Raw genomic sequence first — 23,211 nt, 5'->3', positions numbered from 1 at the left:
GCGTCTGCCAGTAGCTCAGGCCCAGCGTGTCGGCGGCTTCCAGCTGCCCTTTGGGTATGGCTTGCAGGCCTCCCCGAATGATCTCGGCCATGTAGGCGGCCGCAAACAGCGTGATGCCCACCACCACGCGGGTCAGCACGTCGATGGACACGCCCTGGGGCATGAACAGGGGGAACATGAACGAGGCCATGAACAGCACCGAGATCAGCGGCACGCCGCGCACCAGTTCGATGTAGACCACGCAGACCGAGCGGATGGCGGGCAGGTCGCTGCGCCGGCCCAGGGCCACCACGATCGCCAGCGGAAAGGCCAGGAAGATGGACACCGTGGCCAGCAGCACCGTGAGCGGCAGACCGCCCCACAGGTCGGTGCGCACCGCCGACAATCCCAACACACCGCCGCCCATGAGGGCAAAGAACAGCGCCATGATGGCCACCCACATGCCGGCCAGCCAGGGTTTCCAGAACACCCGGATGCAGCTGACCACCAGACCGGCCAGCATCAGGCTGGTGGCCACCACCGGCCGCCAGTGCTCTTCAAACGGATAGCGCCCCAGCAAAATCAGGCGGTATTTTTCGGTCACCACGCCCCAGCATGCGCCGGTGCCGCGAGCGGCCTGGCAGGCGCTGGCGTCGGGCGCAAAAACGGCTTGCACCACGCCCCATTGCAGCATGCCCGGCAGGGCGTAAAGGCCCAGTGCAAGGACGAACAACGTGGTGAGCGTGTTGCCGATGCTGCTGAACAGATTGCGGCGGGACCAGGCGACCAGGCCGGTGGTGCGCACCGGTGACGGGCGGGGTGCGATGGGCGTAAACCCAGCGGCAGGTGGGTGGGTGTTCATGGCTTCAACGCTCCTGGATTGCGCTGCGGGCGTTGTACCAATTCATGAACACCGAGGTGCTCAACGAGGTGGTGAGGTAGACCAGCATGATGATGGCGATGCACTCGACCGCACGCCCGCTCTGGTTGATGGTGGTGTTGGCCACCGACACCACGTCGGGGTAACCCACAGCCACGGCCAGCGACGAGTTTTTGGTCAGATTGAGGTACTGGTTGGTCAGCGGTGGAATGATCACGCGCAGGGCCTGGGGCAGTACCACCAGGCGCATGGTGTGCTTCGGGTTGAGCCCCAGCGCGCTGGCCGCTTCGGTCTGGCCGCGGCTCACCGACTGGATGCCACCGCGCACCACCTCGGCCACAAAGGCCGCGGTGTAGGTGACCAGACCGATCAGCACGGTCAGAAACTCGGGCGTGGCGCTGGCGCCACCGTCCACCATGAAGGCCATCTGCTCGGGCAGATCCCATTGGCTTGGCATGCCGCCGAGCAACCAGCCCACCACAGCCAGCACCAGTACCAGGGCGAGCGGAGCCCACAGGCGGTCGCCTTCCTGGCCGGTGCGCTCAAACCGGCTCAGCATGTGCCGACGCCACGCACCCGCAGCCACCAGCCCCACCACAGCGCCCAGCAAGACCCAGCCCCAACCCACGCCCGCGCTGGGCCAGGGCATGGAGAAACCACTTTTGCTCAGGAAAAAGCCGTCAAAGGCATTCCAGGCTTCGTTGGACGGTGGCAGCACCTCCAGCATGAACAGGTACCACATGAGCAACTGCAGCAGCACGGGGATGTTGCGAAACAGCTCCACGTAGCCGTAACAGAGTCCGCGCACCAGACCGTTGCGCGAGAAGCGCCCCACGCCAATGGCCACGCCGATCAGGGTGGTGAAGACGATGCCCAGAACGGCCACTTTGAGCGTGTTGAGCACGCCCACGCCAATGGCGACCGCGTAGCTCTGGCTCGGGTCGTAGGGGATGACGGTTTCGCCGATGTCAAAGCCGGCCGGGGCGCCCAGAAAGTCAAAGCCGCTGGGGATGCCCCGCGCCGCCATGTTGACCTGGGTGTTGTGCGACAGAAACCCGATGGCGATCACCACCAGGGCCAGCGCCAGCAGCTGAAACAGCACGCCACGGGTGGCACGGCTGTTCAGCGACCAGCGCTTTCGGGCATGAGGAGGTGGAACAGGGCTCACAACCGCCTTTCAGGGAAATAGGGATACAGCAGGACCGACGCCAAGCCGTCAGGGCTAGGCGCGAAGCCGCAGACAGTACGCACGTACGGCAAGGCGAAGCAACAACGCCCTGGCGGCTTGGCGTCGGTCCTGACAAAAAAACCGAGACATGGAGCGTGTCCAGTCCCGGTTTCGTCGTTTGGAAAATCAGCGCACCGGAGGTGCGTACATCACGCCACCGTTGTTCCACAGGTTGTTGATGCCGCGGGGCAGACCGATGGTGGTCTTGGGGCCCACATGGCGTTCAAACTGCTCGCCGTAGTTGCCGCCAGCCTTGATGGCGCGCAACGCCCATTCTTTGTCCAGACCCAGCAGCTTGCCGGTGTCTTCGTTGCCGGCACCCAGCAGGCGCATCACGCTGGGGTTCTTGCTCTCGGCACGCATCTGGTCGGCGTTGGCCTGGGTGATGCCAAATTCTTCGGCTTCCAGCAGGGCATAGCCGACCCATTTCACGATGGCAAAGAAGTCGTCGTCACCGCGGCGCACCATCGGGCCCAGAGGCTCCTTGGAAATCAGCTCGGGCAGGATCACGTGGTCAGCAGGGTTGGCCGCCTGCTTGGAGCGGTAAGACGCCAGGCCCGACGCGTCGGTGGTGAACGCCTGGCAGCGGCCGCTGAAATAGGCGGCCGTGGTGGCTTCGGCGTTGTTGAACACCACGGGCTTGATGTTGAGGTTGTTGGCGCGCGAGAAGTCGGTCAGGTTCAGTTCGGTGGTGGTGCCCGCTTCCACGCACACGGTGGCGCCCTTGAGCTGCTTGGCGCTTTTCACGTTCAGTTTCTTCGGCACCATGAAACCCTGGCCGTCGTAGAAGTTGATGCCGGCAAAGTGCAGACCCAACGATGCGTCACGGGTCAGCGTCCAGGTGGTGTTGCGTGACAGCATGTCGATCTCGCCGGACTGCAGCGCGGTGAAACGCTGTTGTGCGGTCAGGGGCACGAAGCGCGCCTTGTTGGGGTCGCCCAGCACGGCGGCCGCCACGGCGCGGCAGGTGTCCACGTCCAGACCGCTGTATTTGCCCTGGCTGTCGGCGGCCGAAAAACCGGCCAGACCGGTGCTGGCACCGCAGATCAGTTCACCGCGTTTCTTGATCGCGTCGAGATCTTTGCCTGCATGGGCGGGCAGACTGACCAAGGCAGCAGCAGCGCTCAGACCGAGGGCGGTCAGCTTCAGGGAATTCATGCTCATCAGGGGTTTCTCCGTACGGGGGTTGAATGCACATTTCTCGGTGCTTGTGCACCACAAGGGTGCTTTTGCGACCGTTTAGCGACTGTATCCGTGCCGCCAAGCGGACGGCATCGGGGTTTACGTGGGAGGGTTATGCAATGAATTCATAGAACTATGGAATTACAAGCCTGACCACGTTCGCATGTTGGTACTTGCACGTTCCGTGCCACACCCCATGGTCCCACGGGCGACATGCCGTGTTGTCGCCTCTGGCGTGTGCCCCGTATGCTTGGGCGCACAAGACCAGCCGCCGGAGACAAGCCCATGAGCCGCAACACCACCGCAGCAGCAGTACCCAAGGCCGCGCGTCCGCACCACCGCTTTTGGCCCAAGCGCCTGCCGCACCGCATCACGCCGCCAGCCACCTCCCTGTGGGACAACCTCGTGATCAGCGCGCGGCGCTACCCCGACAAGCCCGCGCTGGTGTTTTTTGACCAGGTCACCACCTACCGCGAGTTGCTGGAGCAGGCCGAGCGCCTGGCGGCGCATCTGCACACCCAGGGCGTGCAAGCCGGTGACCGGGTGATCTTGCTGATGCAAAACGCGCCCCAGTGGGTGGTGGCGCATTTCGCCATCCTGCGGGCCAACGCGGTGGTGGTGCCGGTGAACCCGATGAACCGGGCCGCCGAGCTGGGCCACTACATCACCGACCCCGACGTGAAGGTGGCTGTTTGTGCCGCGGACCTGGCCGGCGAACTGCTCAAGGCCAACGCCGAGCTGCCCGACGCACAGCGCCTGCAGCACCTGGTGGTGGCGCACTACCACGACGCCATGGGGCCGCAGGCCGACATTCCCCCCGCCTGGACCGACTGGCTGACCACTCGCCACCCACTGCCGAGCCTGTCCGGCGGCACCGTGGCCGACTGGGCCGACGCGCTGAACAGCAGCGCAGCGCCGCCCCCGCACAACCGCCAGCCTGGCGACCTGAGCGTGTTGCCCTACACCAGCGGCACCACGGGTTTGCCCAAAGGCTGCATGCACACCCACGCCAGCCTCATGCACAACGCCGTGGCCGGCTCGCTCTGGGGCAGCAGCACACCCGAAAATGTCTCACTGGTGGTGGTGCCCATGTTCCACATCACCGGCATGGTGGTGGGCATGCACGCCGGTATTTACACCGGTGCCACGCTGGTGGTCATGCCACGCTGGGACCGTGAACTCGCCGGGCGGCTGATCTCGAAGTGGCGCGTGACCCACTGGTCCAACATCCCCACCATGGTGATCGACCTGCTGGCGAGCCCCAACTTTGCGCAGTACGACCTGTCCAGCCTGGTTCTCATTGGTGGTGGCGGCGCCGCCATGCCGCAGGCGGTGGCGCAGCGCCTGTTTGAGCAATACGGCCTGCGCTACGCCGAAGGTTACGGCCTGACCGAAACGGCAGCGCCGTCGCACAACAACCCGCCCGACGCGCCCAAGCAGCAGTGCCTGGGCATACCGTTCATGAGCGTGGACGCGCGCGTGGTGGACCCGGACACCCTGCAGGAGATGCCGCAGGGCGAGGCGGGTGAAATCATCATCTGCGGGCCATCGGTGTTCTCGGGCTACTGGAAACGGCCCGACGCCACCGAAGCCGCCTTCATCACGCTGGAAGGCCAGCGCTACTTTCGCTCGGGCGATCTGGGCCGGGTGGACGAAGACGGCTACTTTTTCATCACCGACCGCCTCAAACGCATGATCAACGCCAGCGGCTTCAAGGTCTGGCCGGCCGAGGTGGAGGCGCTCATGTTCCGCCACCCCGCCATTGCCGAGGCCTGCGTGATCTCTACCTTGGATGCCTACCGTGGCGAGAGCGTGAAGGCCGTGGTGGTGCTGCGCGACAGCGCGCGCGGCCAGGTCAGCGAGCAAGACCTCATCGACTGGTGCCGCGACAACATGGCGGTCTACAAATGCCCGCGCGTGGTGCAGTTCGTCGAAGCCCTGCCCAAGAGCGGCAGCGGCAAGGTGATGTGGCGGCTGCTGCAGGAACAAGAGCCGAAACCCGCGTCTTGAGGGTGCCGCACACCCACCCAGGCGGCACAATGTGCCATGCAATTCCTGGCCCCCTCCGTACAGCGCCTCTGGCAGCCCCGCAAGCCCCTGTTCTGGCTGGTCATCACCTTCAACCTGCTGTCCTCGGCCATGGCCTGGGGGCTTCACCTCGCCAAGCCCGAAGGGGCTTTGCTGGTGGTATTGACCTTGCTGGCGCTGGCCAACACCGGCATGGGCTGGTGGCTGTTGTGGCGTCTGTGGAACGAAACCCCTTCCTCTGGAGACAAGCATGTTCAAAGCCCTGTTGATCAACAAGACCGATGACGCCGGTTACCACTGCGCCCTGACCGAACTCGACGAAGCGCAATGGCCCGTCACGGGCGATGTGACGGTGCAGGTGGCTTGGTCCACCCTCAATTACAAAGACGGCCTGGCCATCACCGGCCAGTCACCGGTGGTGCGCAGTTTTCCCATGGTGCCGGGCATTGACTTCGCGGGCACTGTGACCGCCAGCAGCCACCCGCGCTGGACGGTGGGCGACGAGGTGTTGCTCAACGGCTTTGGCGTGGGTGAAAACCACTGGGGTGGTCTGGCGCAAATGGCCCGCGTCAAAGGCGACTGGCTGGTGGCCCTGCCGGCTGGCCTCAGCGCACGCGACGCCATGGCGGTGGGCACGGCGGGCTATACCGCCATGCTGTGCGTGATGGCGTTGCAGCGGCACTGGACCGACAACGGCATGGCCCCCGGCAGCGGCGAGGTGCTGGTGACCGGCGCCAACGGCGGCGTGGGCAGCGTGGCCATTGCTTTGCTGGCCGGGCTGGGGCACACCGTGGTGGCGTCCACCGGGCGGCCGCAAGAGGCCGACTATTTGAAGTCGCTCGGTGCCACCGAGGTGATCGACCGCGCCAACCTGAGTGCGCCCGGCAAACCGCTGCAAAAAGAGCGCTGGATCGGCGTGGTGGACTCGGTGGGCAGCCACACCCTGGCCAACGCTTGTGCCACCACGCGCTACGCCGGTGCGGTGGCCGCCTGTGGGCTGGCCCAGGGCATGGACCTGCCGGCCAGCGTCGCCCCCTTCATCTTGCGTGGCGTCACGCTCTACGGCATCGACAGCGTGATGGCCCCGATGGCCAAACGCGAAGCTGCGTGGGCTGCCTTGGCCAACACCCTGGACCGCCAGCAACTCGCGTCCATCACCCGCGAGATCGGCTTGGCCGATGCGGTGGCCGCTGGTGCCGATATTTTGGCCGGCAAGGTGCGCGGGCGCCTCGTGGTGAATGTGAACGCTTGAACAAAAGGCGAAATGAGGGGCACAGGCCGCAGCGCAGGGCCGTCCCAAACAAGGCCAGCCCCCTTGGGGGGCAGCGGACCTCGCGCAGCGGGGGAGCCGTGGGGGCCTTATTCCTGTTGCGGCACGATGTGCCGGTAGGCGTGCCAGGTGGCGTGCCCAATGACCGGACCCACAACGATCAGGCCCAGAAACACCGGCAGCATGGACAGGCCGATCAAAACCGTGATCAGCGCGCCCCACACCAGCATCACGCCGGGGTTTTGCAGGCAGGCGCGGATGCTGGTGAGCCCAGCCGACACGGCGTCGGTCTTGCGGTCCATGATCATGGGGATGGAGATGACGCTGGTCACAAAGATCAGACCGGCAAAGAAAGCGCCCACCACGGTATAGGTGATCAGGAAGCCGATGTTCTCCGGGTTGAGCAGCTGCGGCAGCAGCTTTTCGGTGGACGGCATGGTGTTGAACGTGACGGCAAACACCACCAGCGAAGCACGGCCCCAGATCAATTCCAGGATCAGCAGCACGCCCGCAAATATGCCCATGGTGCCTTTGGTGGGCCGCCAGGCCTGCAGCGAGGCGCGCAGCGAAGGGCGGTGTGAATGGGTCTGCATGGCCTTGCTGGCGTCGTACAAGCCCAGGCAAAGGAATGGCCCCATCAGCAAGAAGCCCGCGCTCAACGCCAGCACATAGGCCGGTGCGCTCTGGAACACCGCCAGCAGGGCATGACCCATGGCGAAAAAGCACAGGCCGTAAAACAGACCAATGCGCGGGCAGCGTTTGAAATCGGCCCAGCCCAGTTGCAGCCACTGAAACGGGTCGGATGGCTTCAACTCGGCCAGTTGCAGCGAAAACACCGAGGGCCCTTGTGGGCCCTCTGCGGACGGTGTGGGGCTCGTGGGTGTGTCTGCAGGTTCCCCATGCAGGTCGGTGGCAGTGGCGTGAATGGCTTCGGCCATGGCAATCTCCTCGTATCGGAGCAATATAACCACCGCCGAATATAGATTTCACATGGTTTACCCCATACCCGTCAGGGTTTTTTGCCCGTGTCGCGTTCGCTCAGCGCGGCGCGCGGGCGGCGCCGGGTGGCGGCGCATGTGCAGGGCCAGGGCGGCGTCTTGTGCCTGGGTGTGTTTGGCAAACCAGGCAGCCAGTTCAAAGGCCATTTCGCGCACCGCAGCGAGCTGTCCGCTGCGCGCTTGCGCCAGCCCTTCGCGCAGCAGGTTGAGCACCACGCGGTGCTGCAGGATGTGGTTGGGTGCCGACGAGAAACCGGTGCGTTGCATCCAATCGTCTTCATATTCAAACTGCGCCATGGTGTGGTTCACCAGCGCCGTCCAGGCTTGCGGCAAGGCGTCGTCGGGGGCTTGCTGGGCCTGGGCCAGCAGATCTACAAAAGCATGGTGCAGGGTATCGATGGGTTCGAAGTCCAGCACCAGCGCATCGGTCCATTCAATTGTGTTCATGGCCATTTCCTGTGCGTCACCACGTCATCACCACGTGTCGGTAGTGCACAGCTTGACACTGCGCGAACGCCGTTGTTTTGATCCAGCGCAGCAACTGTGCACGGCAACCCTCCGCCGTGGTCGGACGAAGCGCCTGCGCACCGGCGGGGCGGTGCGCAGGCCCGGTACACTGCCCGCCCATGACCAGCGAATTTCAACCGCCTTACGTGCCCTTGTCCGGGGTGTCCAGCGCTTTGCAAACGGGGGGCTTTGCCCTGCTGCATGCGGCCGATGTGCAGCGGTGGCTGCCCGCCTCGCCCACCGAGCTGGACGCTTTGCACGCTGGCTGGAACGACCTGCCGCCCGATGCCTACCTGAAAGACGGTGGCCGCTACCGCCGTCGGCGCCACAGCTGCTTCGTGGTGGACGGTGCCGAGGTGAGCGCGGTCCCGCACCGCGCGCATTGGCAGCCGCTGGAATACAACGCCTTGCACGGCGGCATGCAGCGCTGGTTTGAGCCCATGCAGCCCGAGCTGCTGGCGCTGCCGGTGTGGGGCCGCTTGCTGTCGCAGGTGGGCGAGGCGGTGTCTGAATTGCGCGGGCGCCAGCCCTGGTTTGTCGAGGCGCACAGCTTTCGCATCGACACCACCGACGGCATTGGCCGCCCCACGCCCGAGGGTGCGCACCGCGACGGTGTGGACCTGGTGGCGGTGTTCATGCTGGGGCGCCACCGCATCAAGGGCGGTGAGAGCCGGGTGTTTGAGGCCGATGGCCCGAACGGCCAGCGCTTCACGCTGCAGGAACCCTGGTCGTTGCTGTTGCTGGACGACCAGCGCGTGATCCATGAAACCACGCCGATCCAGCCGGTGGAGCCTGGCACCCTGGGCTGGCGCGACACGCTGGTGCTGACTTACCGATCGGGCGGTTTCCAGGGCGGTTGAATCAGCGTCGGATGGCGTTGGGGAAATACAGCGCCGTGAGGCTGCGGCTGTGCACCGGTGAAAAGTTGTCGGCCACGGTGCGGGCACCGTTGCCGTAGCGCCGCCACTCGCGCACCCAGTACAGGTGGTCGCACACCTCCAGCAGGCCAATGGTTTCGCGGTCGCCAATGAGCACGCCGTGGGCGCGCAGGGCCAGCCGCTCCTTGGCTTCGCGCAGGTGGTGCAAGGTGGCGGGGGTCACGCCAAATTCGCCATCGCTCACGACCAGCAGGTCGGCTTCCTGCCAGCCAGCGGTCTGCACCAGCGCAATGGCGCGTTCGATCGGGGTCTGCACGTCGGTCCCGCCGTCAAAACTCTGGCCCATCAGGTCGAGCAGGTGCGCCAGGCCTTCGGCGTCCAGCGCCAGGTCGCGCTCCAGCAGCTCGTGAGGGCCACCAAAGGCCAGCAGCCGGCAGGGGCGCTGGCCGGCGTGGGCGCTGCGCAGCGCCTGCAGCACGCAGGCCTTGGCCACGTTTTCCGGCGCACCCCGCATGGAGCCCGAGGTGTCCAGGCAGATGATGAGCGGGCCACGCCCGGCGTGGGTGGGCACGGCGCGCTGGGTTGGTGGGTCCGGTTGGGGCAGAGGGCGCTGCGCGGGCGAGCGGGCACGGTCGTCGTAGCTCAGCAGCTGCGCTTCGGCAAAACGTGCCCGCCACAAACGCCGCAAGCCGGGGTGGGTGAGGTTGAGGCTTTCGGCACCGGTCATGCGGGCCAGGTTGCGCGAGCGGCGCACGCCGTCCACCGCGGTGGGCTCCGGGCGCCGCTCGGCTTCGTCGGCCGGGTGGCGTGCGGCGGGTGTTTCGGCTGGGTGTGCAGGTCGGGTGTCGCGGGCTGGCGGGTGGGTGCGTGATGCATCGCGGCGGCCCACGCCATCAATGAAAGCGGCCAGCGCGGGCAGGCGCTGGAGCAGTTCGCCGATGCGCCGGGCTTCCTGCCATTCGCGGCGGTTGAGCTGGCCGGCCAGCTCGTCCCAGCGCAACTGCGCCAGATCACCCAGCGACTGCAGCAGCGCCAACGCCTCGTCCCAGCCCTGGCGCTGCACGTTCCAGCTGTCCCGAAACTGGGTTTGCATCTGCTCGATGGCCTGGGTGCGGGGCATGGCGGCGGGCCGGTCGATCAGGCTGTCCAGGTGCCAGAGCACGCTCTGCAGCACCTGCTGGGTCAGCGCAGGGCTGTGGCGGGTGAGCGTCAGCAGGTCCAGCTCGGCCAGCAGGGGCTGCAGCGCCTGCGTGGCCAATGGGTCGCCAAAATCGTGCGCTGGGTCGGGCAGGGTGCCGTCCATGAGGGCGGTTTGCCAGTGCGCCAGCTCGGGCAGGCGGCGGCTGGCCGCGCCGCTGCTGCACACCACCGCCCAGCGCCACAGTGTGCGGGGCAAGGCGTTCAGGTGGTGGTAGGGCCGGTCGGGCTGGCTCGGGGCGTGAACGGGCTCAGGCGCTGACCCGGCCGGGGGTGCCGGGCCGGTCGTCGGTGTCATGGCGCGTTCCAGTGCACCGGTGCGGGTAGGGTGGTCAACGCCTCGTCCACCGGCAAGGCGGCAAACCCGTTGCGGGTGGACTGGTGCTGCGCGCACAGGCCCGCCAGGTGGCTGCAGCGTTCGGCGTGTGCGACCTCAATCTGCAGCAGCCAGGACGGTGGCAGCCAGGGGTGCGCGCGGGCCTGGGCCAGCACCGCGTGGGCCACAGCCAGCCATTCGCCGTGCAGCGCCAGCAAGCGGTTCAGCAATTCGTCGCACTGCGCCACCCGGGCTTGTATGTGCACCGGGCTGTAGCGGCGCAGCGCGCGTTCGCTGGTGATGCGCACCATCTCGCTTTCTTCGCCCGGGCGGGTGATGGCGCGCGCCAGCGCCAGTTTGCCGGCGCTGTCGTCTTGCGCGTCGGGCGGGGCGCGGCGTTCGGTGTCCAGTTGGGATTCAAAGGCCTGCACGGCGCGTTCCAGGCCGTCCAGCGGCAAGGGCGCTGTGCGGGCCACCGCGTGCATGAACAGCGTGGTCCAGCCTGGCACCTGCACCGGGTCGGCCGCGAGCACGAAAGGCAGCAACCACAAGTCCCAAGGGCTCACCGCGCTGGCCTGGCGGCTGGCGGCTTGCAGCTGCAGCAGGGCCACCAGCTGGCGCCAGCGGCGGTCCGACACCGTTTGCCCGGTGTCGCTGGCGTGTTGCCGGGCTTGCAGCAGCAGGGCCAGAGCGGTTTCACCCAGGGCGACCTGCGGCGCGCGTTCGCGCAGGGCCTGCAATTCATTCGGGTGGATCTGCGCGTTGGCCGGTGTGTGGCCCGCGCCGGGCGCATCGGCCAGCAGCAGGGCGGTGAAATGCGCGTCGTCCACCGGTTGCACCGGCACGCGCAACAAAAAGCGGTCGTAAAACGCCAGCAGGCTGTCGTCTTGCGGTTGTTCGTTGCTGGCGCCCACCAGGCAGACCAGCGGCACCGGCAGGCGCTGGCTGCCGTTGTCAAACTGGCGCTCGTGCAGCAAACCCAGCAGGGTGTTGAGAATGGCGGAGTTGGCCTTGAACACCTCGTCCAGAAAAGCCACCTCGGCGCTGGGCAGGTAGCCCTCGGTCAGGCGTTCGTAGCGGTCGTTTTCCAATGCGCGCAGCGAGAGCGGGCCAAACAGCTCTTCGGGCACGGTGAAGCGCGTGAGCAAGCGCTCAAAATAATGCGCGCCGGGCAACAGACGCTGCAAACGGCGCGCCAGTTCACTCTTGGCCGTGCCGGGCGGCCCGAGCAACAACACGTGTTCGCCCGCCAGCGCGGCCAGCAGCAGCGCCCGGGCCGCCACATCGCGTTGCAGCAGGCCGCGTTCCAGTTCGGCCAGCATGGGTGCCCAGTTGGTGCTGGTGGTGTGTTTACCCGTCATGTGAAGCTGATGCGAACGGTGTCACAAAAAGCCGCCGCGCGTAACCTGACCCAGGGTGCCGTGGAACCGGCTCCGCCGGGCCACCAGCACCGCCCCCTTGGGGGCTGACGCGAAGCGGCGCGGGGGAGGGTGTTCACACCCGTTCGAATACCGCAGCAATGCCCTGGCCGCCGCCGATGCACATCGTCACCAGCGCATAGCGGCCCTGAATGCGTTGCAGTTCGTACAGCGCCTTCACCGTGATCAGCGCGCCGGTGGCGCCAATCGGGTGACCCAGCGAAATGCCCGAGCCGTTGGGGTTGACCTTGGCCGGGTCCAGGCCGAGTTCCTGGGTGACGGCGCAGGCCTGGGCCGCGAAGGCTTCGTTGGCTTCGATCACGTCCAGGTCGTTCACGCTCAGGCCGGTTTTCTCCAGCACCAGGCGCGTGGCCGACACCGGGCCCATGCCCATGATTTTGGGTTCCAGGCCGGTGTGGGCGTAACCCACCAGGCGGGCCAGCGGCTGCAGGCCGCGCGCCTGGGCGGCCTTGCTGTCCATCAGCACCACGGCAGCGGCGGCGTCGTTCAGGCCCGAGGCGTTGCCGGCGGTCACGGTGCCGTTTTCTTTGAGGAACACCGGCTTGAGCTTGGCCATGTCGGCCAAGGTGCAGTTGGGACGGTAGTGCTCGTCGGTGTCGTAGGCCACCTCGCCTTTGCGGCTCTTGAGCATGACCGGCACGATTTGGTCTTTGAAGCGGCCTTCTTCAATGGCCACCTGGGCGCGGTTGTGGCTTTGCACGGCCAACGCGTCCTGCATGTCGCGGGTGATGCCGAACTGGGCGGCCACGTTTTCGGCCGTCACGCCCATGTGGATGGTGTGGAACGGGTCGTGCAGCGCGCCGACCATCATGTCCACCATCTTGGTGTCGCCCATGCGCGCGCCCCAGCGGGTGTTGAGCGAGGCGTAGGGCGCGCGGCTCATGTTTTCAGCGCCACCGCCAATGGCGATGTCGGTGTCGCCCAGCAAGATGCTCTGACTGGCGTTGACGATGGCCTGCAGGCCCGAACCGCACAGGCGGTTGACGTTGTAGGCGGGCGTGCTCTGGGCGCAACCGCCGTTGATGGCCGCCACGCGCGAGAGGTACATGTCTTTGGGTTCGGTGTTCACCACGTGGCCAAACACCACATGGCCCACGTCTTTGCCGTCCACGCCAGCGCGTGCCAGCGACTCGCGCACCACCAGAGCGGCGAGTTCGGTGGGGGGGGTGTCCTTGAGGCTGCCGCCAAAGGTGCCAATGGCGGTGCGGGCTGCACTGACGACGACGACTTCTCTGCTCATGGGATATCTCCTGCTTGTGGTGGTTTGGGGTGTGTGATCGGGTGATCAACGTGTGATGGTATCTGTCGCAGGCTTACACCGGCCTTGTTGAGCGTCAAACTGGAGACGAGCGGAATGAGAGATTGCCCATACGCTTCAAACCAATTGGCGCGCGAGCACCTGAAGCCGTTCATTGCCTTGGCTGGTTGGCCGGGTCACAAAAATCTCGCCCATGGACGGGTATTCGCCGGTCAGCGACGACATGTTGACCTGGTGTGTCACCAACACCAGGTTGTGGGGCGCTTGCAGGCGGGCCACGGCGCTCAGAACGGCACGGGTTTGCTCGGGGCCGCTGTTGTCCCTGAAAAACGAGTTGACCGGTGCCCACACGGTGTGGCGGCCAAAGGCCAGGTCGGCGGTGTCGGTGCAGCGGCACCAGGCGCTGGAGCGCACCTCGTCCACCCGGATGCCCTCGCGCGCAAAGGCCTGGCCCACCCGCTGTGCCTGCTCGCGGCCGGCCTCGCTCAGGTTGCGCTGCGTGCTGCAGTCACCCAGGCGAAAGCCGGGCGGGTCACCGATGCCGGGCACGGTCTGGGCGTGGCGCATCAGCACCACGCAGCCCCCGGCACGCAGAAGACCCCAGAAATCGGCCTGGGTTTGTGCCGTGGCTACCGGCAACAGGGCACCGCCAGCCGCCCAGCTCAGCGCGGTCTGAACAAAACGGCGGCGGGGCAGGGGGCTGAGGGGCATGGGGTTCTCCGGGGTGGGTTTCAGTCCCGCACGTCGGCCACCGGCTGGGCGCCAAAGTCGGGGCGCTCCAGCCAGGCGAGCACGCGGGCAGCAGCGGTGTCGGGCGGTGTGAGCTGGCCTTGGCGCTGCAGTTCCACAAAGCGTTGCAGGTCGGGAAATGCGGTGGGGTCGCCTGCACGCAGCTGCACCTGCATGTCGGTGTCGATCACGCCCGGCGCCAGCGAAACCAGCCGCGCGCCGTGCGGCCGTTGGGCTTCGTCCAGCGCACAGCAGCGGGTGAAGTGGTCCATGCCGGCCTTGGCCGCGCAGTAGGGGGCTTGCGCGGCCATGGCGCGGCGCCCCAGTCCGGACGAAATATTGAGCACCTTGCGTGGCCCTTGCCAGCCCGCGGCCACCCAGGCGCCGGTGGCGCGCAAAAAGGCGGCGGTGAGTTGCATGGGGGCTTCCAGGCCCACGCGCAAGGCGGCTGAGAGCCCGTCGGGCGGGCAGGCGTCGAGCGGGCCAATGTGCGGGATCATGCCGGCGTTGTTGATGAGCGTGGCGCTGTGTAGGGCCCGGGTGTCCAGGCCGTCCAGCCAGGCTTGCAGGCGCTGGGCGGCGCCGGTGGTGTCGCTCAGGTCGTGCACCCATTGGGTCAGCGGGGCGTTCAGGCGCAGCGCTTCAGCGGCCAGGGCTTCGTTGGTGCTGCGCGAAATGCACAGCAGGTGCCGGTGGGGGCTGAGCAACTGGTGCGCCATGGCCAGGCCCATGCCGCGTGAGGCGCCGGTGAGGAGGGTAATGTCTCGTACGCTCATGTGGCAGGTGGGCTCAAAAAGGGCAGGGGCTGTGAAACCGCAGCATCTGCCCGGTCACAGGGTGAGGCAGTTCCAGCATGTCCGCGTGCAGCAGCAGGCGCTTGGACAGCGCTTGCTGGTCTGGGGTGGCGTACAACGCATCGCCCACAATGGGGTGTCCTGAGGCTTGCAAGTGCACACGCAACTGGTGCGTGCGGCCGGTGACGGGTTCCAGTTCTACCCGGGTGCCGATGCCCGTGTATCCGTTGGGGGTTTGTGGCTCGGCCAGCCGCCAGCGCGTGAGGCTGGGTTTGCCGGTTGCATGGCACACCATGCTGCGTGGGCGGTTGACCCAGTCCACCGCCAGGGGCAGGTCGATGGTGTTCCAGCCGTTGTCGGGCAGTGGGTTGGCGAGCTGGCCCGCCACCACGGCCATGTAGCGCTTGTGCACCCGGCGCTGCTCAAACGCGCGGCTCAGGGCGCGCTGGGCTTCCAAGCCGCGCGCCATGACCACCAGGCCCGAGGTGGACATGTCCAGCCGGTGCACCACCAGCGCGTCGGGCCATTGCACCTGGGCGCGGCGGCTCAGGCAGTCTTGTTTGTCTTCGCCGCGACCGGGCACCGCCAGCAAGCCGGAGGGCTTCACCAGCACCAGCAGGGCGCCATCGGCGTGCAACACCACCAGTGGCCGTCCCGTATCGGCAGGCGTGGCGTCGGGGTTCAGGGTGCGGGCCCGAGTGCGCTGCGGACTTCTTCGCGGTCCAGGCTGCGGGCAGCACCGAAGCCCGCCACTTGGCGTGCGGCGTGCACCAGCAGGCGCACAAACCGGAAGTCACCGAGTTCGGTCATGGGTTCCGTCTCTGGGAACCGCTGCAGGTACACAGCCCTGCAGGCCAGGGCTTCAGCCGTGCCGGGCGCCAGCAGTTCGGCGGTGGCCTCCAGCGTCACGCGGGGCAAGGCGTGCACCGGCCCGTTGGCGGCGGCGTTTTCGCTCACCAGCAGCGAAACGCGCGGTTCGCGCCGCAAGTTGCCGGTGTGGGTTGCCAGGCCGCTCACGTGGATCACCAGGCAGCGTTGCCGGGTGTCTACCGCATAGGGCACCAGAGAGACGAAGGGTGTGCCGTCGGCCCCCACGGTGCCCAGGGCGGCGGTGCGTTGCTGGTTCAGCAGATCGCGAAGGGTGGTGGTCAGGCGGTGTTCGGAGGCCATGCGGGTGTGTATCGGGCTGGGGCAGCGCGAGCGGCCAGGCGTGGCGGGTCCTTCAGCGCACCAGCAACTCGGCCCGGCGGTTGCGGGGCTCGGCCACCTCGTCGTCGGTGGGCACCAGGGGTTCGCGTTCGCCCCGGCCCACGGCTTCGATCAGGTTGGCCTTGAACCCACGTTCGATCAGCAAGGCGCGCACAGCTTGCGCACGCTGCAGCGAAAGCCGGTCATTGGCTTCGGTCGAGCCCTGTCGATCGGTGTGTCCCGTCACCACCACTTCACCGCCGGCTCTGGCCTGGGCGCGTGCCATCACGGTGTCCAGTTGTGCCTGGGATTGCGCAGTCAGTTGCGATGTGCCCAGCTCAAATTCGAGCGTGAAGCGCTCCGGCGCTGGAGGCTGCAACGCGAGCAGATCGGGGTAGGTCTGGCGCAACCTGGTGGCGTTGGTGGTGTCCAGGCTGATCGCTCCACTGGCACTCACGTTGGCCACTTGATAGGGTTTGCTGAGGCGTTGCACGCCTTTGTCTGTGCGCACTTCCACGGCGCTGGGTATGCCGGTGGACTGGGGCAGCAGTGTGACGCGGGTCGCCGGCGCGCAGGCCGACAGCAGGGCCGCCAAGGCCAGAGTGGCCAGAGCGTGGGTGGGCAATCGTGGGCGGTTCATGGGCACGTGTGGGTGGGCAAGGTCGGTGGTTTGGGGCATTGGCGTCGGGGCGCGTCGGCTTATCGTGCGGCTTCGGTTTCGACGATGAAATCGGTGCCGCGCACGCCCACCACCGAGGTCGGCGTGGATATTTTGAACATATCGGGGTTGATCTTGGCCAGCAGGCCCGTCACCACCCGCACCGAGCCTTGCAGCAGGTTCAAGGCAAAGTTGCCTTGTTGCGTGGTGGCGTTGTACTGAAACTGGCTCAGGTCCATGGTGGAGTTGGGGCCCATGGTCAAAATCGTGCCGTCTTTGAGTGTGATGGTGGCTGCGCCCCGTTGTCCGGTGCTCATGCGCTCGGTCTCAAACACACCCTCGCCCGAGGTGGCGGGACGGCGCGCCCCGGATTGGCCGAGCCAGCTTTCTCCTCGAACCTGCTTGACGGTGCCAATGCGTTGGTCGTTGGCGGGTGCTTGCGGGGTGCTTGCGGGCGCCGCCGCAGTTTCACCCGCAGCTGCCTCGGTGGCTGGCCCTGGGATGGGAAGGGTTTGCGCCCACGCCAGCGGGGCTGCCAGCCACAGGGCCGCAGCCAAAGGCAGGGTGAACATCGTTCCTGAAAGTGTCCGCATGTTGAATCTCCAAACAATCGTTTGATATTACCGGACGGGCTGGCTGCGTGTACCGGGAACCTTGGCCACCATGCCTGCTCCCTCAATGAAGCCGCTGCACCAGCAGCGGGCTCACCCGTATCATCCCCAATTTTGTATTGACAGGACTGACGCAAAACTGCCAGGGCGTTGTTACCAAGCCTTGCCGTACCGGGTGTCCTGTCTGCGGCTTTGCGCCCAGCCCTGACGGTTTTGCGTAAGTCCTGATGGAAAGGCTTTCTCTTTTGTCTGTTTTGCAATCTGCTCGTCTCACCGAACTCGCGGTTACCTACGGCGTGAACCTCTTGCTGGCGCTGGCCGTGTTGCTGGTCGGTCTGTGGCTCAGCGGTTGGCTCGGCCGCCGGCTGGACGCGTACATGCAGCGCCTGAACGTGGACGTGACGCTGCGCAGTTTTTTGCGCAGCCTGATGAGCCTGGCGCTGAAAGTGCTGGTAATCATCACCGTGGCCAGTATGCTGGGCGTGGCCACAACATCGTTCATTGCGGTGCTGGGCGCGGCGGGCCTGGCTGTGGGCTTGGCGCTGCAAGGCAGTTTGTCGAACTTTGCGGGCGGTGTGCTGTTGATTGTGTTCAAGCCTTACAGGGTGGGTGACTTCGTGGAAATGCAGGGGCAAAGCGGCACCGTACAGTCCATCCAGATCCTGTACACGGTGCTGAAAACGCCCGACAACAAAACCGTGTTTGTGCCCAACGGCCCGGTGGCCAACAGCAATATCGTCAATTTTTCGACGGAAGCGACCCGCCGCGTGGACATGGTGTTCAGCATCAGTTACGGCAGCAGTATCGACCTGGCTCGCCAGACCCTGGATGCCCTGGTGCGAGCCGACGGGCGCGTGTTACAGGTGCCCGCGCCCGTGATCGTGGTCGGCGAACTGGCCGACAGCGCGGTCAACTTCCGGGTGCGGGTGTGGACGGCCACGGGCGACTATTGGCCGGTGTACTTCGACATGCAGGAGCGCGTGAAAAAACGTTTCGACGAAGTCGGCCTGAGCATTCCGTTTCCCCAGCGCGATGTGCACTTGCGCACCGTGGCCACTTGACCGTTGTCGACAGGCCACCACCATGCTGTTGCTCGCGCCCATGGAGGGCTTGCTCGACGCCACCCTGCGCGATGCGATCACCCGCGTGGGCGGTATTGACCGCTGCGTGAGCGAGTTCATCCGCATCACCAACACCGTGTTGCCCGAACGCGCCTTTGTGCGCGTGGTGCCCGAGCTGCTCAATGGCGGCTACACCCGTGCCGGTGTGCCGGTGCGGGCGCAGTTGCTGGGTTCCGACCCGGCCTGCCTGGCCGACAACGCGGCCCGGCTGGCGGGCCTGGGACCGCACGGCATCGATTTGAACTTCGGCTGCCCCGCCAAAACCGTGAACCAGAGCCGCGGCGGCGCCGTGCTGCTCGACGAGCCCGAACTGATTGGGCGCATTGTCTCGGCGGTGCGCCGCGCCGTGCCCGCCCATGTGCCGGTTTCGGCCAAGATGCGCCTGGGCTTCAATGACGACAGCCGCGCCGAAGAATGCGCCCACGCCATTGCAGACGCCGGCGCCGACGAACTGGTGATACACGCCCGTACCAAGGCCCACGGCTACCGCCCGCCCGCGTACTGGGAGCGCATTGCCCAGGTGCGGGAGTCGCTGCCGGTGAATCGGCGCATTCCCATCATCGCCAACGGTGAGATCTGGACCGTGGCCGACGCCCAGCGTTGCCGCGAGGTCACCGGCTGTGACGCCCTGATGATCGGCCGCGGCATGGTGACAGACCCTGGTTTGGCGCTGGCCATCAAAGGGCTCGGTGGTGCGCCGTGGGGCCGCATCGTGCCGCTGTTGCCGCTGTTCTGGCTGCAAATGAGTGCGCGCGTGGAGCGCCGCCACCGCGCCGGGCGCCTGAAACAATGGCTCAACTACCTGCGCAAACGCCACCCCGAGGCGCAGCGCGCGTTCGACGATCTCCGGGTGTCCAACGACCCCGAACAGGTGGAAGCCTGGCTGCGCCACAACGTGCCCGCGCTGCCCCTGGACCAGCCACCAGCGTCCCGTCTGCCCAGCGTGCATGAAAGCCGCAGCCCCGTGCAGACAGCAGAAATGCCCCAACCGTGTTAAGTTCCGGCCCCGGACCCGACACACGACCTTCTGTATGACTTCATTACAACAACGGCTGGACGCCATCGCGGGCGATCGACTGCGCGGCATGCGCCGTGGCCTTGAAAAAGAAAGCCTGCGCGCCCAGCCCGACGGCAAACTCGCCCTCACGCCGCACCCAGCCGCGCTGGGCAGTGCGCTCACGCACCCCCACATCACCACCGATTACAGCGAGTCCCAGCTCGAACTGATCACGGGTGTGCACGACAGCGTGGGCGCCTGCCTGGACCAGTTGCGCGAAGTGCACCAGTTCACCGCGCGCAGCCTGCGCGCGGCCGGTGACGAAATGCTCTGGGCCTCCAGCATGCCCTGCGGCTTGCCCACCGACGAAACCATTCCGCTGGGGCGCTATGGCGCCAGCAACGTGGGACGCGCCAAAAGCGTCTACCGCATGGGACTGGGCCACCGCTACGGCCGGCGCATGCAGACCATCTCGGGCATTCACTACAACTGGTCGTTGCCCGGTGTGGACAACGATGGCTACTTTGCGCTGATCCGCAACTTCCGTCGCCACGCGTTTTTGCTGCTCACCCTGTTTGGCGCTTCGCCGGCGGTGTGTTCGTCGTTTGTAGAAGGCCGCCAGCACGAGCTGCAGCCGCTGGGCACCAGCGGTTCGCTGCACATGCCGCACGGCACCTCGCTGCGCATGGGCCGGCTGGGCTACCAGAGCGAAGCCCAGGCCACGCTGGCCGTGAGCTACAACGGCCTGGAAGGCTACGCTGCCTCGCTGCACGACGCGCTCACCCGCCCCTGGCCGGCCTACGAGGCGCTGGGCATCCGCAACCCCGGTGGCGACTACAACCAGCTGGCCACCACGCTGTTGCAGATCGAAAACGAGTTTTACGGCACCATCCGTCCCAAGCGCGTCATTTACCCCGGCGAGCGCCCGCTGCATGCCCTGCGCGAGCGCGGGGTGGAATACATCGAAGTGCGCCTGATGGACCTCAACCCCTTTGAGGTGATCGGCATCGGCGCCAGCACGCTGCGTTTTCTGGACGTGTTCCTGATGCACTGTCTGCTGACGGACAGTCCGCCCGACACGCCCGCCGAAATTCACGAACTGGCGCACAACCAGCACCTCACCGCCGCGCGCGGGCGCGAACCGGGCCTGTGTCTGCAGCGCCAGGGCCAGAGCGTGCCGCTGGTGCAGTGGGGCCTGGCGTTGCTGGAACAGCTGCAACCCATCGCCCGCAAGCTCGACGCCGCCCAAGGCAGCGCCGACCACGCCGACGCCGTGGCCCAGGCCCTGGCCGCCCTGCAGGCGCCCGACACCTTGCCCTCGGCGCGCGTTCTCAGCGAAGTGCGCGCAGCGCATGGCGACTCGTTCGTGGCCTTTGCGCGTGCGCAGTCCCTGAAGAACCACGCCGAGCTGCTGGCCATGCCTTGGAGCGCCAAGCAACAAGCCCGCTTTGAAGCCATGGCGGCGCAGTCCGTGGCCGACCAGCGCGCCATTGAAGCGGCCGACACCATGCCGTTTGAAATTTACCGGCAGGAATACACCTCGCCTGCGCGCCTGGGCCGCCCCCACACCGAAGCCGTGGCGGCCTGAAACAGCGCTGTCACACCGGGTGTGTGGTCTTCTCAGATCGCCCAGATTTTCTCGGCCTCCCTGCCCCTCAAACGCCTGGGCCGAGCAAGACCACATCGGTCAGCGCACAGGCCACGCAGGGCAGCACGCAGCCAACAGCCTTTTCTTCGGGCAGCAAGCCCGGCCATTCCACGGTGTAGCGGACCTGCCCCTCGGCCAGTTGACCGATGCAGCGCCGGCAGGTGCCGTTGCGGCACGACACGGGCCAAGGCACACCCGCGTGCAGCAGCACCTGCAACAAGGTCTGGTCGGGCGCTGCTTGAAGTGTCCGGGGTGCGGTCCCGTGCAGGACGAGCGTGTGTGTCGGGGCAGGCAGGGGCATGGTTGTGAATTTACCCCAGTCCGGTAGGTATTGCCTATTCCGTAAGCAGATTGTCATTTTTCTTTCAAAATCAATGACTTGGATGCGTCGTACAGGACTTGCGGCAGGTTATGCACAGCTTTGTCCAGAGAATGCAGGGACAACTTCAAAACAGTGAATAAGCAGATCCCCGAAGTTGCGCTTGGCTTGGCAGATACGGGGTCATCATTGGATTTTGACCACTGTTCGCCATCGTGCGGCACTGGCTCCCAAAACGTTCTGACAGACACCATGGGACGAGGCGTTTCGATGGTCAACGGGTCTTTTTGAATTTGCCTGTTAAACAGGCAGTTTGTTGTATGTCTTTTTAAATCAATAACTTACATTCTTCGTACAGGACTTGCCCGGAGTTATGCACAAGCTTGTCCAGTGTTCTCAGGGACAAATAACGGGCTTGCGGGCAAACTTTCGCGCTGGCACTTCATTGGCTGCTTATTAAATGGGCATTTTGTAGGAAACCTATTTAAATCAACAGCTTGCATTCGCCGTACAGGACTTGCCCAAAGTTATACACAAGCTTGTCCAGTGTTCTCAGGGACAAATCTGTTGGTTGTGATCAAGCGCCTTGCGAACTGCAAAACAATCGGGTGAAACACAATTTTTTTGTGGATAACTCAGGTTTGTGACCTGTTTTCAGGCCGTATTCGACGGTCTGCCTGTTGCTTGGGCAGTTTGTCAAAGGCGCTGTCAAATCAAGCACTTGCGTGCGTCGTACAGGGATTACCCTGACTTATCCACACGGTTGTCCCAGGTTTGCAGGGACAAGTTTTCGGCCGCTGGGTCCCTATCAGGCCGGGTAAGCCTGGCCCCAGCAATGAAATGTCCAGGGTTTGGGGCCGGGCAGGTAGCCGGTGTGCAGTTGCGGGCAGTGCAGGCCTGCGGCGTGCAGCAGCGCGGGAATGTCTCGGTTCAGGTGGCAACCGCCTGCCAGCGGGCCCCACAGGCCCTGCAGCCGGTCTTGCCAGCGGGCCACCGCCGCATCGGGCGCACGGCTGTGTTCGCAAAACAGCAGCGAGCCACCGGGCGCGAGTACGCGGCGCATTTCCCGCAGGGCTGCCAGCGGGTCGGGAATGGTGCACAGGGAATAGGTGACGAGCACCGTGTCAAAGCTGGCGTCGGGCCGGGGAATGCGCTCGGCCGACAGGGCCAGCAGTTCCACGTCCAGCCCGCTGGCCTCAATGCGGCGGCGGGCACGGGGCTGCAACTCCAGTGCCGGGTCCAGTCCGGTGATGCGGGTCACGCGGGCCGGGTCGTAGTAGGGCATGTTCAGCCCGGTGCCCAGACCGACTTCCAGCACACGGCCCCAGGCCAGTGGCACCACCTTCTGGCGCATGCGGCCCACCATGGGCAGGCCGCATGCCAGGTCCAGTGCCCAGGGGAAAATCCGGTTGTGGTAGCAGTGCCAGCACATCACGCCGTCCCCGGCGTGGCGCGGCTCATGCCTCGCCGCCGAAGCGAACAATAAGGTTGTCGATGTATTTTTCGACCAGCTTTTCAAACTCGCCCTGGACCACCGGTACCACAATCATTTTCATCAGACCCGGCAGCGGTACGGTGATTTCACCGTGGATGGACAGCGTCAGGATGGTCGATTTTTTGTCGCTGACCAACTTCCAGTGGCCCCCGACCAGCGCATTGCCGACACCGGGTACCGGTGTCCATTTCACGGTGCCCTTGGCTTTGTCACTCACGTATTTGCTGGCGTAGACGGTCTGGATGTTCACCTGGGCCGTGCCTACTTTTTCCATCTCCCATTGGTAGACGCCGTCGCCCAGATCGGTGAGTTTTTCAACCTTGGGAAAATAGCTGACCGAGGTAGGCACGTCCGACAACACCTCAAAGACTTCAGCCGTTGGGGTTCTGACTTGGAATTCGTAACCTAAATCGATATTGACGGTGATGCTCATACCAATGTCCTTTTCTCGTGACGCGCGGTGGTTGGGTGTGTCAGTTTATTGCAGGTAA

General features: G+C 65.6%; 24 protein-coding genes. 7 read left to right on the top strand and 17 right to left on the bottom strand.

Going from position 1 to position 23,211, the window contains the following annotated elements; genetic code table 11:
* From Q7J58_RS07995 to Q7J58_RS07985, 3 genes are all read right to left on the bottom strand, one after another.
* On the bottom strand, nt 1-841 hold an 841-nt coding region (locus Q7J58_RS07995), incomplete at its 3' end, for an ABC transporter permease subunit (protein WP_304825901.1).
* A 4-nt stretch (nt 842-845) separates the two neighbouring features.
* Nucleotides 846-2,027, bottom strand: coding sequence for an ABC transporter permease subunit (locus tag Q7J58_RS07990; protein ID WP_304825898.1), 1,182 nt, complete (start codon nt 2,025-2,027; stop codon nt 846-848).
* Nucleotides 2,028-2,213: 186 nt separating this feature from the next.
* A complete protein-coding gene (locus tag Q7J58_RS07985; protein WP_304825895.1) occupies nt 2,214-3,251 on the bottom strand; it encodes an amino acid ABC transporter substrate-binding protein in 1,038 nt (345 codons plus the stop codon).
* A gap of 303 nt (nt 3,252-3,554) precedes the next feature.
* Between Q7J58_RS07985 and Q7J58_RS07980 the strand changes: the two genes are divergently transcribed.
* Genes Q7J58_RS07980 through Q7J58_RS07970 form a run of 3 tightly spaced genes read left to right on the top strand, consistent with a single transcriptional unit; the run spans nt 3,555 to nt 6,549 of the window.
* Complete coding sequence (locus Q7J58_RS07980; protein ID WP_304825892.1) at nt 3,555-5,279, top strand: long-chain fatty acid--CoA ligase; 1,725 nt, start codon at nt 3,555-3,557, stop codon at nt 5,277-5,279.
* 36 nt (nt 5,280-5,315) lie between these two features.
* Nucleotides 5,316-5,582 carry a hypothetical protein gene (locus Q7J58_RS07975; protein WP_304825889.1) on the top strand — a complete coding sequence of 89 codons (267 nt, stop codon included), beginning with the start codon at nt 5,316-5,318 and terminating at the stop codon, nt 5,580-5,582.
* Nucleotides 5,548-6,549 (top strand): MDR family oxidoreductase, encoded by a 1,002-nt coding sequence (locus tag Q7J58_RS07970; protein WP_304825886.1) that lies wholly within the window; start codon nt 5,548-5,550, stop codon nt 6,547-6,549. Before Q7J58_RS07975 ends, Q7J58_RS07970 begins: the two co-directional genes overlap by 35 nt.
* A 107-nt stretch (nt 6,550-6,656) precedes the next feature.
* Here the strand turns inward: Q7J58_RS07970 and Q7J58_RS07965 are convergent, their stop codons facing one another.
* Together Q7J58_RS07965 and Q7J58_RS07960 are read right to left on the bottom strand one after the other, a co-directional pair.
* Nucleotides 6,657-7,505: a DUF2189 domain-containing protein gene (locus tag Q7J58_RS07965; protein WP_304825883.1), complete on the bottom strand. Its 849-nt coding sequence runs from the start codon at nt 7,503-7,505 to the stop codon at nt 6,657-6,659.
* Nucleotides 7,506-7,562: 57 nt separating this feature from the next.
* Complete coding sequence (locus Q7J58_RS07960) at nt 7,563-8,012, bottom strand: hemerythrin domain-containing protein (RefSeq protein ID WP_304825879.1); 450 nt, start codon at nt 8,010-8,012, stop codon at nt 7,563-7,565.
* 179 nt (nt 8,013-8,191) lie between these two features.
* Here Q7J58_RS07960 and Q7J58_RS07955 point away from each other — a divergent pair, with 179 nt between their 5' ends.
* Nucleotides 8,192-8,932 (top strand): 2OG-Fe dioxygenase family protein, encoded by a 741-nt coding sequence (locus tag Q7J58_RS07955; protein ID WP_304825875.1) that lies wholly within the window; start codon nt 8,192-8,194, stop codon nt 8,930-8,932.
* 1 nt (nt 8,933) lies between these two features.
* Here Q7J58_RS07955 and Q7J58_RS07950 read toward each other — a convergent pair whose 3' ends face one another.
* From Q7J58_RS07950 to Q7J58_RS07910, 9 genes are all read right to left on the bottom strand, one after another.
* Nucleotides 8,934-10,445 carry a VWA domain-containing protein gene (locus tag Q7J58_RS07950; protein WP_304825873.1) on the bottom strand — a complete coding sequence of 504 codons (1,512 nt, stop codon included), beginning with the start codon at nt 10,443-10,445 and terminating at the stop codon, nt 8,934-8,936.
* Nucleotides 10,442-11,824 (bottom strand): AAA family ATPase, encoded by a 1,383-nt coding sequence (locus Q7J58_RS07945; RefSeq protein ID WP_304825870.1) that lies wholly within the window; start codon nt 11,822-11,824, stop codon nt 10,442-10,444. The genes Q7J58_RS07950 and Q7J58_RS07945 overlap by 4 nt, the downstream gene beginning before the upstream one ends.
* 133 nt (nt 11,825-11,957) lie before the next feature.
* Nucleotides 11,958-13,142 carry a beta-ketothiolase BktB gene (bktB, locus tag Q7J58_RS07940; RefSeq protein ID WP_304825867.1) on the bottom strand — a complete coding sequence of 395 codons (1,185 nt, stop codon included), beginning with the start codon at nt 13,140-13,142 and terminating at the stop codon, nt 11,958-11,960.
* 135 nt (nt 13,143-13,277) lie between these two features.
* Nucleotides 13,278-13,871, bottom strand: a complete 594-nt coding sequence (locus tag Q7J58_RS07935; RefSeq protein WP_304825864.1) for a histidine phosphatase family protein — start codon at nt 13,869-13,871, stop codon at nt 13,278-13,280.
* A 20-nt stretch (nt 13,872-13,891) separates the two neighbouring features.
* Complete coding sequence (locus tag Q7J58_RS07930; protein ID WP_304825860.1) at nt 13,892-14,665, bottom strand: SDR family NAD(P)-dependent oxidoreductase; 774 nt, start codon at nt 14,663-14,665, stop codon at nt 13,892-13,894.
* A 13-nt stretch (nt 14,666-14,678) separates the two neighbouring features.
* The gene (locus tag Q7J58_RS07925; RefSeq protein WP_336623480.1) at nt 14,679-15,329 is read right to left on the bottom strand and encodes an RluA family pseudouridine synthase; all 651 of its coding nucleotides are present in this window, start codon (nt 15,327-15,329) and stop codon (nt 14,679-14,681) included.
* A gap of 35 nt (nt 15,330-15,364) precedes the next feature.
* A complete protein-coding gene (locus Q7J58_RS07920; RefSeq protein WP_304825857.1) occupies nt 15,365-15,853 on the bottom strand; it encodes a pyridoxamine 5'-phosphate oxidase family protein in 489 nt (162 codons plus the stop codon).
* A 52-nt stretch (nt 15,854-15,905) separates the two neighbouring features.
* Entirely contained in the window at nt 15,906-16,511 is a 606-nt protein-coding gene (locus Q7J58_RS07915; protein ID WP_304825854.1) for an OmpA family protein, read from the bottom strand.
* A gap of 59 nt (nt 16,512-16,570) precedes the next feature.
* A complete protein-coding gene (locus Q7J58_RS07910; protein ID WP_304825851.1) occupies nt 16,571-17,122 on the bottom strand; it encodes a FecR family protein in 552 nt (183 codons plus the stop codon).
* A gap of 272 nt (nt 17,123-17,394) precedes the next feature.
* Here Q7J58_RS07910 and Q7J58_RS07905 point away from each other — a divergent pair, with 272 nt between their 5' ends.
* The 3 genes from Q7J58_RS07905 to gshA are packed head-to-tail and all read left to right on the top strand — an operon-like array spanning nt 17,395 to nt 20,846.
* Nucleotides 17,395-18,201 carry a mechanosensitive ion channel domain-containing protein gene (locus tag Q7J58_RS07905; RefSeq protein WP_304825848.1) on the top strand — a complete coding sequence of 269 codons (807 nt, stop codon included), beginning with the start codon at nt 17,395-17,397 and terminating at the stop codon, nt 18,199-18,201.
* Nucleotides 18,202-18,223: 22 nt separating this feature from the next.
* Nucleotides 18,224-19,258 (top strand): tRNA-dihydrouridine synthase, encoded by a 1,035-nt coding sequence (locus Q7J58_RS07900; RefSeq protein ID WP_304825846.1) that lies wholly within the window; start codon nt 18,224-18,226, stop codon nt 19,256-19,258.
* Nucleotides 19,259-19,292: 34 nt separating this feature from the next.
* A complete protein-coding gene (gshA, locus tag Q7J58_RS07895) occupies nt 19,293-20,846 on the top strand; it encodes a glutamate--cysteine ligase (protein WP_304825843.1) in 1,554 nt (517 codons plus the stop codon).
* A 67-nt stretch (nt 20,847-20,913) separates the two neighbouring features.
* Here the strand turns inward: gshA and Q7J58_RS07890 are convergent, their stop codons facing one another.
* From Q7J58_RS07890 to Q7J58_RS07880, 3 genes are all read right to left on the bottom strand, one after another.
* Complete coding sequence (locus Q7J58_RS07890) at nt 20,914-21,207, bottom strand: 2Fe-2S iron-sulfur cluster-binding protein (protein ID WP_304825840.1); 294 nt, start codon at nt 21,205-21,207, stop codon at nt 20,914-20,916.
* 826 nt (nt 21,208-22,033) lie between these two features.
* Entirely contained in the window at nt 22,034-22,657 is a 624-nt protein-coding gene (locus Q7J58_RS07885; RefSeq protein ID WP_304825837.1) for a class I SAM-dependent methyltransferase, read from the bottom strand.
* Between the two features lie 25 nt (nt 22,658-22,682).
* On the bottom strand, nt 22,683-23,153 hold the full coding sequence (locus Q7J58_RS07880; protein ID WP_304825834.1) for a hypothetical protein: 471 nt from the start codon (nt 23,151-23,153) through the stop codon (nt 22,683-22,685).
* Between the last annotated feature and the right edge of the window lie 58 nt (nt 23,154-23,211).

Source organism: Hydrogenophaga sp. (assembly GCF_030656115.1).
Lineage (GTDB): Bacteria > Pseudomonadota > Gammaproteobacteria > Burkholderiales > Burkholderiaceae_C > Hydrogenophaga.
The sequence above is the reverse complement of the archived record's forward strand: the minus strand, read 5'-3'. Positions and strand labels throughout refer to the sequence as shown.